At 73.3% G+C, this 14,234-nt stretch carries 11 protein-coding genes; 7 read left to right on the forward strand and 4 right to left on the reverse strand.

Features of this window, described 5'->3' with window-relative positions; all coding sequences use genetic code 11:
• Nucleotides 1-103: 103 nt before the first annotated feature.
• Nucleotides 104-2,014: a hypothetical protein gene (locus tag ACFXG1_RS01365; RefSeq protein ID WP_384716848.1), complete on the forward strand. Its 1,911-nt coding sequence runs from the start codon at nt 104-106 to the stop codon at nt 2,012-2,014.
• 64 nt (nt 2,015-2,078) lie between these two features.
• On the opposite strand, the gene ACFXG1_RS01370 is transcribed toward ACFXG1_RS01365, so the two are convergent.
• Nucleotides 2,079-2,516, reverse strand: coding sequence for a hypothetical protein (locus ACFXG1_RS01370; protein ID WP_384740139.1), 438 nt, complete (start codon nt 2,514-2,516; stop codon nt 2,079-2,081).
• Between the two features lie 169 nt (nt 2,517-2,685).
• Here ACFXG1_RS01370 and ACFXG1_RS01375 point away from each other — a divergent pair, with 169 nt between their 5' ends.
• The 4 genes from ACFXG1_RS01375 to ACFXG1_RS01390 all read left to right on the forward strand — a co-directional run bounded on the left by ACFXG1_RS01375 (nt 2,686) and on the right by ACFXG1_RS01390 (nt 8,739).
• Nucleotides 2,686-3,963: a helix-turn-helix domain-containing protein gene (locus tag ACFXG1_RS01375; protein ID WP_384740142.1), complete on the forward strand. Its 1,278-nt coding sequence runs from the start codon at nt 2,686-2,688 to the stop codon at nt 3,961-3,963.
• A gap of 278 nt (nt 3,964-4,241) precedes the next feature.
• Nucleotides 4,242-5,246: an esterase/lipase family protein gene (locus tag ACFXG1_RS01380; RefSeq protein ID WP_384740145.1), complete on the forward strand. Its 1,005-nt coding sequence runs from the start codon at nt 4,242-4,244 to the stop codon at nt 5,244-5,246.
• 227 nt (nt 5,247-5,473) lie between these two features.
• A complete protein-coding gene (locus ACFXG1_RS01385; protein ID WP_384740148.1) occupies nt 5,474-7,186 on the forward strand; it encodes a class I adenylate-forming enzyme family protein in 1,713 nt (570 codons plus the stop codon).
• A 281-nt stretch (nt 7,187-7,467) separates the two neighbouring features.
• The gene (locus ACFXG1_RS01390; protein WP_384740150.1) at nt 7,468-8,739 is read left to right on the forward strand and encodes a TetR/AcrR family transcriptional regulator; all 1,272 of its coding nucleotides are present in this window, start codon (nt 7,468-7,470) and stop codon (nt 8,737-8,739) included.
• Between the two features lie 213 nt (nt 8,740-8,952).
• On the opposite strand, the gene ACFXG1_RS01395 is transcribed toward ACFXG1_RS01390, so the two are convergent.
• Nucleotides 8,953-9,843, reverse strand: coding sequence for a S1 family peptidase (locus ACFXG1_RS01395; protein ID WP_384740153.1), 891 nt, complete (start codon nt 9,841-9,843; stop codon nt 8,953-8,955).
• Nucleotides 9,844-11,155: 1,312 nt separating this feature from the next.
• Here ACFXG1_RS01395 and ACFXG1_RS01400 point away from each other — a divergent pair.
• Nucleotides 11,156-11,554, forward strand: a complete 399-nt coding sequence (locus ACFXG1_RS01400) for an RNHCP domain-containing protein (protein WP_384719975.1) — start codon at nt 11,156-11,158, stop codon at nt 11,552-11,554.
• A gap of 53 nt (nt 11,555-11,607) precedes the next feature.
• Nucleotides 11,608-12,066, forward strand: a complete 459-nt coding sequence (locus ACFXG1_RS01405) for an RNHCP domain-containing protein (protein ID WP_384719973.1) — start codon at nt 11,608-11,610, stop codon at nt 12,064-12,066.
• A 92-nt stretch (nt 12,067-12,158) separates the two neighbouring features.
• On the opposite strand, the gene ACFXG1_RS01410 is transcribed toward ACFXG1_RS01405, so the two are convergent.
• Together ACFXG1_RS01410 and ACFXG1_RS01415 are read right to left on the reverse strand one after the other, a co-directional pair.
• Nucleotides 12,159-13,439 (reverse strand): SGNH/GDSL hydrolase family protein, encoded by a 1,281-nt coding sequence (locus tag ACFXG1_RS01410; RefSeq protein ID WP_384719971.1) that lies wholly within the window; start codon nt 13,437-13,439, stop codon nt 12,159-12,161.
• 157 nt (nt 13,440-13,596) lie between these two features.
• Entirely contained in the window at nt 13,597-14,154 is a 558-nt protein-coding gene (locus ACFXG1_RS01415; RefSeq protein ID WP_384719977.1) for a DUF2165 domain-containing protein, read from the reverse strand.
• Nucleotides 14,155-14,234: the final 80 nt, after the last annotated feature.

Consider the following 14,234-nt stretch of genomic DNA (forward strand, 5'->3'; position numbering starts at 1 on the left):
TCGGAGAAGCCGTCCCCGGCGGCTGTTGACGCACCCCCGGCGTGCGCCCCGATGCTCTCCCTCATCCCACAAGTGAGCGGACGACCACACGAAGGTGCATGTCATGAAACTCCGCAGAACCGGCCGTACGGTGTCACCCCGCGGCCGTCTCGCGATCGTCGCCACCGGCCTGGCGTCGATCGCCGCGCTCGTCGTCCCGAACGTCACGGCGTCCGCGGCCCCCGCCGACCGGACGACGAAGACCGAGCAGACCGGGCAGACCACCGAGGCCGCGCGGACCGGTGCGTCGTACCACCGGGGTCCGGTCCTCGATGTCGAACAGACCGCCCGCGCCCAGGTGGACGAGTGCTTCCGGTCGATCGGCGGGCCCCGCCCGCAGCCGAGCGGCGGCGCCTGCCCCTCCGGCTTCCAGCCGAAGATCAACGGCGCGTATGTATGGAGTGCCGCCCGCTCCGGCGACTACGCCTACTTCGGCACTCTCGCCAATGTCACCTGCAACGCGTCGTCGACGTACAACGGGGACCTGACTCCGCGTCTGGTGAGGAACGCCGACGTCTGCGAGTACGGCAAGGGCGCGGGCGCGGACGCGCTGGGCCCCATCTACGGTGACGCGCGGACCCCGCAGATCCTGCGGGTCGACGCCGACACCCAGAAGACCGAGGACATCACACCCGCCGCCGACCCGCTGATCAAGCGGACCGTGGGGCTGCGCGGCGCCGCGGCCCACGGCGATGTGGTCTTCCTGTTCGGGCAGTTGGTGGCCGAGGGCCAGACCGTCGGCCACGGTCTCTCGATGTTCGCGTTCGAGGGCAGCACCGGCCGCTTCCTCGGCTCCAAGGCGTATACGGACCTGGTCAGCGCGCGCGGCGGTGTCGTCGCCGCGGACGGCAACCTCTATCTCGCCGGGCGCGCCCCGGGTGTGAACGGCGGCCGGATCCTGCGCTGGGCCGGTGACAAGACGAACCCGTTCGTCTTCGACACCGTCGCCCAGCTGGAGAACGACCCCGGCTACCTCACCACGTTCAAGGACCGGCTCGTCGCCTCCGGCTGGGGTACCCAGCTGCCCGGCGACAACGGCGCGGTCAGCGGTGGCGCCGCAAAGATCTGGATGAGCCCGCCGATCCCGTCCACCGGGCTGACCTTCGACGCCGCGGCGGCGTGGAAGCCGATCTTCTCCTGGGACCAGTACGACCCCGACCCGGCGCTGAGCAAGGGCGTGGCGTGGGGCGCGCTCGCCGAGTGGAAGGGCGAGCTGTACGTCGGCAGTTACAACCAGGCGGCGGTCGGCGCGGTCCAGACGATGTGGAAGACGTACGGCAGGCCGAAGGGCGACGCGCTGATCAAGCGCGACATGATCTCCGGCTCCCGGCCGACCACGGTCTTCCGGATCAGCGACCCCGGTACCGACGAGCAGCGGGCGACCCTGCTGTACGGGGAGAAGAATCTGCCGGTCTACAACCCCAACACCAAGCGGTGGACGGCCAAGCCCAACCTGCTGGGCCAGACCCCGAAGTTCGGCCCCTCGGGCTTCAACGGCAACGTCGGCAACTCCTACGCGTGGACGTTCACCGTCTTCCAGGACCGGCTCTACATGGCGACGTTCGACAGCACGGGCCTGATCACGCCCGGCGCGCATTTCACCGCCGTGAACAACGGGCTGTCGGACACCACCCGCAGAAGCCTGGAGTCGGTCGTCGGCCCGTCGATGAAGGCGACCCTCGGCGGGGGTGACGTCTGGCGGATGGACGACCCGGCAAAGCCCGCGGTGGCGGAGACCCTCAACGGCTTCGGCAACCGGTCGCAGCACGGCGTACGGGTGTTCCTGCCCTTCGAGGACAAGGGCTTCCTGTACGCGGGCATGGCCTCGTCGTGGAATCTGCGGGCGACCGCGAAGGACCGCGGCGGCTGGGAGCTGAACCGGCTGAGCGCCGGCGCGAAGCGCGCCCCGCTGGACACCCGGCTGCCGAAGGACGCGCAGAACGCCGCGCGCGACGCGGGCGTCGGCGGCTTCTGACGGACGACCGCACCGACCCGGCCCGGCCCGACCGCACGACCGGCCGGCGGTACGCGAGGAGCCGTCAGATGTCCTCGCGGGCCGCCCGGCCGCGGTTGACGAGCCGGGTCACCTGCTGGCGGGAGTGACCGGAGAGCCGGGCGAGTTCGGTGAGGCCGACCCCGCCGTCGTCGACGGCGGCCCGGTAGCCCTCGGCCCGGGCGTGGGTGACGGCCCGGTTCATCGACAGCAGCGCCTCGGCGTAGGCGGACCAGGCGTCCCGCAGCGCGTCGCCGCCCAGCACCGCGGGCGGCGGGCCGGGGGGCCGGGCGGACCGCAACCGGGTGAGGGACTCCTCCACCCGCAGCACGGCCTCCCGGAACTCCTCGCAGGCGCCGATGGCGGAGTCGATCAGCCGGTAGAACCCGGCGAGTTCGCCGGAGATGTCGGCGGCGGGGGCTCCGGGGGCCGCCCCCGGGCCGTCCGCCCCCATCGCTCCCGCCGGTCCCGCCATGGCGGCCACGCCCCTTTCCCCACCCTGCTGAACGATCATCAACAAGTAAACCGGAGTTGGGGACTCCTGAGAAGGTCAAACAAATCTCCTTCCTCGCGTTATGGACCAGTATGTGATTTCGCCCTAACGTGAGAAGGCGCTACCGGGGCCGGTGCGACCCGGAGATCGGAGGGAGACCGTGCGGCAGCCGACAGCATCCCGCGAAGGCCCGTACGACCGATGGCCGGCGGACTCCCCGGGCGTGGTGGGGACCGGATCCGGGACGGATACCGACCGCGCCGACGGTGTACTGCGGCTGGCCGCCGGGCTGCTCCGGCCCGGGCTGCCCGCCCTGGCCGACGGCGCCGTCTCCCGGCTGCGTACCGTCAGCGCTTTCTACGGCGATCCGCTGCTCGCGCCGCCGGATCTCGCGGAGTCGGCGCGGCTCGGTCTCGACACGTTCCTCGGGGGCCTCGTCGACCCGGGCCGGGCGGCGGAGTCGGGGGAGTACGCGTGGGAGACCGGCCGCCGCCGGGCCTCCGACGGCGTTCCGCTCCAGGCCGTGCTGCACGCGTACCGGATCGGCGGTACCCGGCTGTGGGAGGAACTGGTCGCCCTGGTCGTCCGGGAGTGCCCCGACCGGACCCCGGCGCTGGCCTTCGCCGCGGGCGACGTCTGGCGCCGGGTGGACCGGGACACGGCCCTGCTGGTCGAGGCGTACCGGCGGGTGACCGCCGGGCTCTCCGACGGCGACGGGCGCGGTCTGCGACCGGCGCTGCGCGCGCTGCTGCGCGGCCGGGCCGATCCGGTGCGCGTCGCGGCGTTCGCCGTCTGTCTCGGGCTGCCGAAGCGGGGCCGGTACGCGGTCGCGCTGCTGCGCGGCCCCGGCGCGGAGCGCGCCGACACGGATCCGGTCCACGAGGTCGTGGACGGGGTGGCGCTGTTCTGGTGCCCGCTGGACGGGGCCACGGCGGTCGTGGCGCACCTCGGCGCCCGTCCGCCGGAGGAGCTGACGCGACTGGTCCCGGTGGCGCCCGGGGCCCGAGGGGGTGTCAGTACCGTGGTGGACGGCCTGGAGCGGCTGGGCCGGGCCCGCGAACTGGCCGGGCTCGCCCTGGCCGCGTGTCCGGCGGACGGGACGCTCCACCGGCTCGGCGACCGCCTGGCGCGGGCGTTCGTCGTGGCCCGGCCCGATCTCGCCGCGGACGTCGCCGAGCAGGTGTTCGGTCCGCTGCGGGCGGTGGAGCCCGCGGAGCGGGCCGATCTGCTGACGACGCTCGCCGCCTGGCTGGACCGCGGCGGCTCCACGCGGCGCGCGGGTGAGCTGCTGTACTGCCATCGCAACACGGTGCTCAACCGTCTGCGCCGCCTCGAACGCCTCACCGGCCGAAGTCTCGCGAACCCCCGGGACGTGGTGGACCTGGCGATGGCCCTGGACGCGGAGGGACTGACCGCGCCGCCGGAGCCCGGGGGCTGATCCGGGGGATCCCGGTCACCGCCCGGCCGGCACCGCCGTCGCCCGGAAGCCTCACCAGCGTCGCGCGGAAGCCTCACCGCCGTCGCGCGGGCGTCGCCGTCCTTGTGCGGTGGACGCGCGGTCGTGGGCGGCGGGTGTGCCCGGGCACACGTCCGCGGGTCACGGCGACGATGCCGTGTCCCGCGGGTTACCGCGGGACCGCGACCGTGTGACAGTCGGCCTCCCCCGCACACCGCCCCACCGGGGCAGCCCCGTACCACCCGGACGAAGGAGTCCTCATGCCGACCGCCGAACGAGTCCACCGCCGCCGCGGACGGCGGAGCGCCGTCGCCGCGCTGTGTGCCGCGCTCTTCGCGCTGGCGCCCGCCGTACCCGCCACGGGCGCCGTGCCGCCGCCCCCGGCCACGGCCGCGGATCCACCGCTGAGCGTGCCGGCCGACCGGCTGGCCGCCGCCCTCGACTGCCCCGACGAGCTGGGCCGTTCACAGCGGGACCCGGTGCTCCTGGTGCACGGCACCGGTGTCGGGGCCGAACTGAACTGGGGCTGGAACTACGTCCCCGCCCTGCGCGACCTCGGCTACGACGTCTGTACGGTCGACCTCCCCGGCCGGTCCCTGGTCGACATCCAGGAGTCGGCCGAGTACGTCGTCCACGCCCTGACCACGATACGGGCGGCCACCGGGCGGCCCGTGGACGCGATCGGCCACAGCCAGGGCGGGCTCCAGATCCGCTGGGCGCTGACCTACTGGCCGGGGCTGCGCGAGTCGGTGGACGACGTGGTCAGCCTCGGCACGCCCGAGTACGGCGCGGCCGCCGGGGACCTGGTGTGCGCCCTGTCCTGCGCCCCTGCGCTGCACCAGATGTCCCGCGGCTCGGAGTTCCTGAAGGCCCTGAACTCCGGGGACCCGACGCCGGGACCGGTGTCGTACACCGGGATCTACACCAGGAACGACACCGTGGTCGTGCCGTACTCCACCTCGATACGGGAGGGCGCGCGGAACATCAAGCTCCAGGACGTGTGCGGGATCCGCCTGGTGACCCATATCGGCCTGCTGTACGACTCCGTCACCTTCCGTCTCGTCCGGGACGCGCTGGACCGGCCGGGGCCCGCCGATCCGGCCCGGCTGCCGTCCGGCGCCTGCCTGGCCGGTCCCTACCTCCCGGGGGTCGGCGCCGCCGATCTCGGCTTTGCGGCGGCGGTGGTGGCGCCGGCCGCGGCCGCGGCGATCGCCACCGCGCCGAAGACCCGCCACGAGCCGCCCCCGCGCCCGTACGTGTCCTGACCCCCGCACCTGCGACGGCGGCGAAAGATCTGCCGCCCAACCATGGACAGCAGCGTTAGCGTGAATTAACTTCAATGTCACAACGAGGGCCCTTCGCACCGCTGGATCCCTGGTATTCGCCTGCCGGATACCCCGCCCTCGACGGGCAGTTGCCGTCCGAAAACGGAATCCGGACATTCACCGGACCGACCGGGTTCCCCGCCGCCGCCAGTCACCAGGAGACCCCCGTGACCCTTGCCTGGTCCTCGTCCCAGCCCCCGTCCCCCGAGATCCCCCGGGTCGCCGCCGACGCCATCCTGACCGGCGCCGCGGGCGCCTATCCCGACCGTGTCGCCCTGCGCGACGGCGGGGAGACGCTGACCTACGGCGAGCTGCGCGAAGCCGCCCTGCGGGTGGCGGGCGCGCTGCGCGCCCGGGGACTGGTACCGGGTGATGTCGCCGCGCTCCATCTGCCCAACACGATGTGGTACGTGGTCGCCTACTACGGCGCCCTGTGCGCCGGGCTCACGGTGGCACCGCTCAACCCGGCCCAGCCGCCCGAGGCCCTGCGCGCCCAGCTCGCCGACTGCGGGGCCACGGCCGTCTTCACCCACCCGGCCGCCGCCGCGGCCGGGCCGGTCGCGGAGGTCCTCTCCGCGACCGGTCTCGTGGTCCATGTACCGGGCTCGGACGTCAGCCCCGCCCCGGCCGGCGCCGAGCCGCCCGGCACCTGGATCCCACTGACGGCGCTGCTCACCGCGCCCCCGCTGGAGGGCTACCGCCCCGACCCCGATCTGGTCGCCCATCTCCAGCTGACCGGCGGCACCACCGGACGCACCAAGGCGGTCCGGGTCCTGCACCGCAATATCGTCGCCAACGTCCTCCAGGGCGTCACCTGGCGCGCCTGCTCCCGGGCCTATCTCGACGCGGACGGCGGGCTGCGGCTGGAGCGGATGACCGGCGCGCCCGCCGGGAGCGTCGTCCCGGGCGAGTGCGTCAACATCGCCGTCGCCCCGCTCTTCCACGGCCTCGGCCTGGTCGGGCACAACTCCAACACCCTGCTCGGCGCCACCTGTGTGATCACCGGCGGCCGGTTCGACGCCGACCGGTTCATCGAGGAGATCGAGACCCACGGCGTCACCCATGTCGCAGGATCCCCCGCGATGTTCTACGCCATGCTGCGCAGCCCGGATCTGGACCGGCGCGACCTCTCGTCGCTGCGGATGGTCACCTCGGGGGCCGCACCCATCGACTCGCGCGCCCTGGCCCGGCTGCGGGCGGCGCTGCCGGACGCGAGCGTCAACGAGGGATACGGCCTGAGCGAGGCCACCATGGGCGTCACGATGGTGCCGCCGGGCATGGCGGTGCCCGACGGCACCGTCGGCACGCCGATGCCGCACACCGAGATCGAGATCCGCGCCGAGGACGGCCGGACCGTACTCCCGCGGGGCGATGCGGGCGAGATCTGGGTCCGCGGCCCCCAGGTCACCGACGGCTACCAGGACGAACCCGAGCTGACCGCCGAGCAGTTCGTCGACGGCTGGCTGCGCACCGGCGACCTGGGCCGGCTGGACGCGGACGGATTCCTGTTCCTCGTCGGCCGGGCCAAGGACATGCTGATCTACAAGGGCTACAACGTCTATCCGCAGCCGCTGGAGGACGTCCTCTGCTCACATCCGGCGGTGGCGCAGGCGTCGGTCGTCGGCCGGCCCGACCCCGTCGCCGGGGAGATCCCCGTCGCCTTCGTCGTCCTCGAACCGGGCGCCCGCGCCGAGGCGGAGCGCGCCGACGCGTTCCTCGCCGAGTTGATGGCCCATGTCGCGTCGCGGGTCGCGCCGTACCAGAAGGTCCGGGAGGCGTATCTGGTGGACGCGCTGCCGCTGACCCCGACGGGGAAGGTCCTCAAGACCAGCCTCCGCGACCGGCTGCGCCCGGCGGCCGGGCTCGCGTCCGCCTCGTAGGCCGTACCGGTGCGCGCCCCGGCCGGGGTACCGGGCGCGCACCGGTACGGGCCCGGGCCCGGCGCCGCACCCGCGCGGATCCGGTGTCCAACGCCGGGGATCCGATCCGCGCACCTCACCCGGCCCACGTTATGACTCATTCACTTAGGGGAGTAAGGGCATGGCGAGACGCGGCATCTGCCTTATGTGCTGCGGGGCATGGGGCGCGGCGCCCGCACACCCGGTCGAACACCAGGTGAGGGACGGGTCACCGGAGACGTCCGTTGGGGTACGTTGTGCGGATGACTGACGCCGCCGACTCCCCGGCCTCCCCCACCGTCCCCGCGGCGGCCGGTTCCCGGGGCCGGGCCGCCGGACCGGGCGCGACACCGCGCCGCGCGCCCGCCCGCAGACCGCCGGACCGCAAGGAGCGGATCCTCGACGCGGCCGCCGTCCTCTTCCGCGACCGGGGCTACCACAACGTGTCGGTGGCGGACGTCGCCGGTGCCGTCGGCATCACGGCGCCCGCGCTCTACCGCCACTTCCGCGGCAAGCCCGATCTGCTGGCCCGCGTCGTCGACCGGACCGTCGACACGATCGCCGCGAGCACCGCCGCCGCCCCGGACCTCGACACCTATCTCGGCACCGCCGCCGGGCACAGCATCGAGCGCCGGGGCGCGGCCGTGCTGTGGCAGCGCGAGGCCCGTCATCTGCCGGACGAGCAGCGGGAACGGGAGCGGCATGTGCTGAGCGCCGCCGCCGGATCGCTCGGGGGGCTGATCGGTGCCGAGCGGCCGGAGCTGCCGACGGCCGACCGGACCCTGCTGGCGTGGGCCGTGCTCTCGGTACTCGGCTCCATCTCCTGGCACCGTACGTCCCTGCCGCGCCGCCGTTTCGAAGAGGTGATGCGCGGTCTCGCGACCGCGGCGGCCCGCTGCGAGTTGGGGACGCCCGGGGGCGGCGACCCGACCGCGGAGGGCGAGAACGCCACCCGTGAGCCGGGGGCGTACGCCGCCCTCGCGCTCTCCCGCCGGGAGGAGATCCTCGGCGCGGCGCTGCGCCTCTTCGACGAGCGGGGCTTCCAGTCGGTGAGCACCGACGACATCGGTGAGGCGGCCGGCGCGTCGGGCCCCAGTATCTACAAGCACTACCCCACCAAGACCGATCTGCTGATCGCCGGAGTGGTACGCGCCGGGGAGCAGCGGCGCGCCGGGACGGCCCGCGCGCTGGAGGGACCGGGCACCCCCTTCGAGACGCTGGAGCGGCTGCTGCGCTCGTACGTCGACTTCGCCCTCGGGCATACGCGTCTGATCGGCATCCTCCTCGCCGAACTGGACCAGCTGCCCGACAAGGAGCGCCGGTCGGCCCTCCAGGCGCAGCGGGAGTATCTGGCGCTGTGGGGGCGGCTGTTCGGCGAGGCCCGGCCGGGTACGGATCCGGCGGAGGGCCGGATCGTGGTCAGCGCCGTACTGACGGTCGTGGACAACGCGGTACGCACGGGACGGCTGGGCGCGCGGGCGGATCTCGGTGACCGGCTGGTGGAGGTCGGCCTCGCGCTGCTGCGGGCCGGCTGATCCCGGTCCGGGTCCATCGGGTGCGGTACGGCGTGACGGGCGGTACGGGAAGGGGACTGGGGATACCCCTTCGCGTACCGCCCGTGCGATGTCCGCCCGCCGCCCGGCCGGTGTCCGGGAGCGGCGGTCGTCGGGGCCGGACCGGCGGCCCGCGGGCTCAGGGCCACGGGCTCGGGGCCACGGGGCCGCGGGGCCGCCGGTCGACTCCCCCGGTTAGAAGACGCTCAGGCCGTAGAGGCTGAGCGGCCGCAGGACCGGCTCGTAGAACGTGATGCCGCCCACGGTGCAGTTGCCGCTGCCGCCGGAGAGCAGACCGTGAGCCGTGTTGCCGCTGAAGAGGGAGCCGCCGCTGTCACCGGGCTGGGCACAGGCGTTGGTCTGGATGGTGTTGTAGACCAGCTGGCCGCCGCCGTAGTTGACGGTGGCGTTCAGCCCGGTCACGGTGCCGGTGCGGTAGCCGGTGGTGCTGCCGGAGCGCTCGATGCGCTGGCCCAGGACGGGGTTCGCGGCGTTGATGATGTCGCGGTAGGTGCCGTTGTACAGATAGACGCGGCCGTCGGACGCGGCCGGGTTGGAGTGCTGGATGACACCGTGGTCGTAGACCGGGAAGACGGTCCAGCCCGGGACGGCGGTACCGATGTTCCAGCTGGGCCTGCCCTTGGTGCAGTGGCCCGCGGTCAGCGCGAACTGCGTACGCGCGCTGTTGACGACGTTGAAGCCGAGGGAACAGCGCACACCGGCGGAGGTGATGGCCTCGCCGCCCGCGATCAGCCGGCTGAACTTGCCGGGAGTGCGCTTGATCACCAGCGCGTCGGCACTCGCGCCGGCCGACTTCTTGATCTTGGCGATCTCCGCCTTGGACACGGTGCTGTCGGCGGTGACGACGACCTTGCCCGACTTGGCGTCGGTGAGCCAGGACGTACCGCCGACGTCGGCGGCCAGTACGGCGTTGTGTACCGCGGCGAGCTTGGCGGCGGACGCCTTGGGCGCGTCGGCCGCCGCGGCGGTCGGCGCCAAGAGGGCGGCGACGGTGGCGAGGCCGGCCACGACGGCGGCCACGCCTCTTCGGCCAGTGGTCCGTGCGAGGAGCGTCTTGACCTTCACGAATCCTCCGATGGGAAGCCGGGGCCCGTCCGGTGTACGGGCCCCTGGTCACGCGCTTCGGCGGGTCCATGCACCACACGGGGGTCATGTGCCTGCCAAATCAACGTGATGGGGATCCTGGGCCGCACCGACCCCTCGCAACAAGTTCGACTTTTGGCCGCCCTGCCGGGCCGGGGCGCCGCCGTTCCGGGGTTGGCAGGAAGGCGCTCTTGCCGAAATCGAAGGAGGCTCGCGTTCCGGTGGCGCGGCGCTGCGTGCGCGCTGCTGAACGAGCAACCGCTTTCCTGATTCCGGTAGCCGACCCGCCGAGGGGGGCGCCGAGGCGTGCCTCCGCCGCCGGGAACCGACCCGGGAACGGCGCGGCCCGGCTGCTCAGGACCGCGAGGCGGCCGAACCGTCGTGTACTACGAAGGAATTGGCGGTCGGGTTCACCAAGGCCCGGCAAAGAATTCCGGTACGCACTGTGATCCAGGCCACATGCGGCGACTTTCCGCGATCTCACCCGGGAGCCCCGCCCCGGCGCCCGCGCCCCCGCCGGGACGCTCCGACGGCGCGGCGGCAAAAAATACACCACTCCGCCCACCGGGCCCGGTATCCGTATGCGCCGGATTGACCCTCTTCCCTGCCCTCCGCCGTGGCCATTTTTGCCATGTTCACGTCGAAGCGGCGATTTTCCCGGCGTGACGACAAAACACCGCAGCGCCGCATGGGATCCCAGGGCCCGGCGTGACCGGAGTGACCGCCTCGGCGTGGTGCCCGGCGCCCGTTCCGGCCGGGGCGCGGGAGGCGGAACCGTACCGACTCCGCCGGGAGGCGCGGGGCCTGCTCCGGAACGGACGCGGGACCGCTTCGCGCACGACGGGGAAAATCGGTCGCGCCCCCGCGCCCGCCGCTGTTAGCGTGCGGACGCGCTCCTTCTCCAGGGGTGCTTCGTCGTCGCGACACCGTTCCGGTGTCGCCGTTCGGGCTCCACGCCCCGGAAAGAGCTGATGTATGCCCCGGCCCGGGCCGAGCGTGCCTCGTCACACCGCGAGCGCGTCCGGCAACTGACCCCGGCTGTCCCCGGACCCCCCTGACACCTCCGTGTCACGGGCCGTTCCGGTGTACTCCTCGCCCGGGTCTCCCGCCCCGCCCTCCGGTGAACGCCGGTCCCTTTCCCGTACGTCACCGTTCGTCCGCCGGTCCTCCCGGTGCGCCCCCGCGCGCCCGGCCGACCGTGCGGCGGTGCCCCTTCGGGCCGTTCCGGCGTCGCTCCCCGAGTGCCGCTCGGCTTCCTCGTGCTGTCGTCATCACTTCCAGCCAGGAGTCCCGAGTGTCCACCCACCAGGGCAACAGCCCCTCCCGTCCGCGTCCTTCGACACCTCACCCCGTCCTGCGGACCAACACCTTCACCTGCGTGCGCTGCGGACTGACCGTCGGCGCCCTCGATCCCGAGGGGGCCGTACGCAACCACTGCCCGAGTTGTCTGCACTCCCGCCATCTCGACGACCACGTCGACGGCGGGCCCTCGGCGTGCCGGTCCCGGATGAGCCCGATCTCCGTCGCCGTCCTGCGCGCGGGCGATTGGACGGTCGTCCACCGCTGCACCCGCTGCGGTGAGCTGTCGACCGGACCGGTCAGCCCCGACGACAACCATCTGATCCTCATGCGGATGGCCGTCCGACCCCTCGCCACGCCTCCGTTCCCCCTGGAACTCTTCGGCGAGCTGTGACCCGGACATCCCCCACCGCACGGAAGAAAGCCGAAGAAGAAAGGAACGACCCCGTGCCACGACGGGTGAGAAGAACCGAGAAACCGCCGAAAGACGGGCGCGGCCCCGGGGGCCGCCGCGGCGGACCACGCCCCCAGGCGCCCAAGGGCGTCCTGCACGGCCGGAGCGGTGAACACGGGGAGTCCTTCCGCTGTGCCGGCTGCCGGCTAGACGTGTCCGTCGACGCGCCCGGCACCGCGCACCGCAACCACTGCCCGCAGTGCCTGGCCAGCCTCCATCTGGACGCCCGGATACCGGGCGACCGGGCCTCGCGGTGCCGCGGCCGGATGACGGCGATCGGCCTCGCGGTCAGACCGGACGGCGAGTGGCTGGTCATCCACCGCTGTCTCTCCTGTGACGGCGTCAGCGCCAACCGGATCGCGGGCGACGACAACCCGCTGCCCCTGATCCGGCTGGCGACCCGCCCCCTCGCGGACCCGGGCGTCCCGGTACGGGCGCTGCTGACCCTCTGACCGGCGGGGCCGGGGGGGAGCGCCGTCATGGGTGACGGCGCTCTCTCCCGGCCGGGACGGCGGATCGCCGGCCCACGCGGTGACCGGAGCCCTCAGTCCCCCGCGATATGCGGAAGCACCACCCGCGCCAGGGCGTCCATACCCGTGTCGCCCGGGTGGAGATGGTCACCCGAGTCGTAGGCGGGGAGCAGGCGCGCCGGGTCGGCCGGGTCGCGGAGGGCCAGATCGGCGTCGGCGACCGCGTCGTACGCGCCGCTGGTGCGGATCCAGTGGTTGAGCTCCTGGCGCACCCGCTCCTTGGGCTCGGTGTAGTAGCCGAAGCCCGCGCCCTTGAAGGGGAGCAGGGTCGTTCCGACGATCTCGACGCCCCGGGCGCGGGCCTGGCGGATCAGGTCCTTGTGCCCTTCGATCAACTGGCGCGCGGTGACCGTCGGGGCCGCGCCGCAGCCGAAGTCGGGCTGACCGCCGGAGCCGATGTCGTTGATGCCCAGCATGACGACGGCGGTCCTTACGCCGGGCCGGTCGAGCACATCGTGGCGGAAGCGGTCCGTCCCCTTCACGCCGGAGCACGGCGAGTCGGTGAGCAGGTGATTGCCGCTGATGCCGGAGTTGACGACGGACAGCCGGGTGCGGGCGGCGGTCAGGCGCTCGGCGAGCTGGTCGGGAAAGCGGTTGTCGGCGTCGGGCGTCGACCCGTAGCCGTCGGTGATGGAGTCTCCGAAGGCGACGACCGCGCCCCGCGACGCCGCACCCGCGACATCGACTCCGGAGAAGGCGTAGTAGGAGTAGGTGGTCTCCCCGGCGAACGGCGCGCCCGAGGTGTCCCGGGTCAGATCGCCCGCGGCGCGATAGGTGGTCGTCAGCCCTTCGGAGTGGAAGCCGACCGGGCCGGTGCTCCCGCCGAAGTGGAGGGTTACCGTCAGCCGCTCCAGAGGTCGTACCGGCAACCCGACCGCGTCCGAGGCCCGTTCCTTCCCGGGCGGTACGACGACCTCGCGGTCGCCCCCGAACCGTACGGTCCTCACGCTGCCGGGCCGGACGGCGGCGCCCTCACCGGTCCGGCCGACCGTCGCGGCGACGACCCGCAGCGGACGGGTCCCGTACTGGTTGGACACCCTGATCCGCAGCCGCTCGCCCGCCGAGGCGACCCGGACCACCTGCCGGACGCTCTCGTCGGTGAATCCGCCGACGGACCAGTTGGGCGACCAGCCCGGGATGCTCACCGGGGCCTGGTGCGCGGCTCCCCACGCCCCCGTCCAGCGGGCCTGGCGCTCGCCGTCCGTCGCCGTGGCGGGGCCGGTGGTCAGGGCGAACACGGCCGTGGTGACCGCCGCGAGCGCCGCGGCCGAGCGTTGCCGGAATCTGTCGCGCATGGTCCTTGCCGCCTGTTCTCGGGCTCAACGGGCCCGGTGGGTCGGGGAGTTCGCGGGTTCAGCTCCGGCATCGTACGCATGATCGACGCCCGGCCCCGTTCCTTTTCTCCACCGCGCCCGCGCCCTCGGGGGCCGGGCCGGACCCCCTCGTACGGGATCAGACGGCGTCCTGTCGCGCCCCGTCGTCCCGGTCGCGGTCCCGGTCGCTGTCGCGGTCCCGGCCGCCGGACAGATGGACCAGCACCAGGCCGAAGGCGGCGATCATCACATTGCGGCCCGCGGGCTCCAGACCGTTCCAGTCCGACGACTGCCACATCTGGAACCACTCCCCGCCGATGACGACGAAGCCGAGGCCGAACAGCAGCACCACCATCACCAGGCCCAGGGTGCTCGCCCGGCGCGCCCGGCGCCGGGCGCCGCCGTCCCGGCGGATCCCCTTCACCCAGTACCCCGTCGCGAGCAGCAGGACGGCGGCGGTCAGGGTCTCCCAGCCGATGATGGCGACATAGGCGATATCGGCGACCGTACGGGACTCGATCGCCCGCCACATGACGTCCTCGTCCCGGAACGTGGTGTCCATGGCGAGTACATGCCGGACGAACTCCCGGTTCGTCCCGAAGTCGGTGATGTTCCCGAACGCCACCAGGGCCATGTACCCGGCGACGACGGCGGTGAAGACGGCCGCCGCCAGCTGCGGGGTGCCGAGCGCGAACACCCGGTCCCGGGCACGGCCCCCCGCACCGGTCCCGGCCTCGCTCTTCCCGGATTCGATCCTGTCGCCCACCCGTTGCTCCT

Origin of the sequence: Streptomyces sp. NPDC059248 (assembly GCF_042753905.1) — a bacterium.
Classification (GTDB): Bacteria; Actinomycetota; Actinomycetes; order Streptomycetales; family Streptomycetaceae; genus Streptomyces.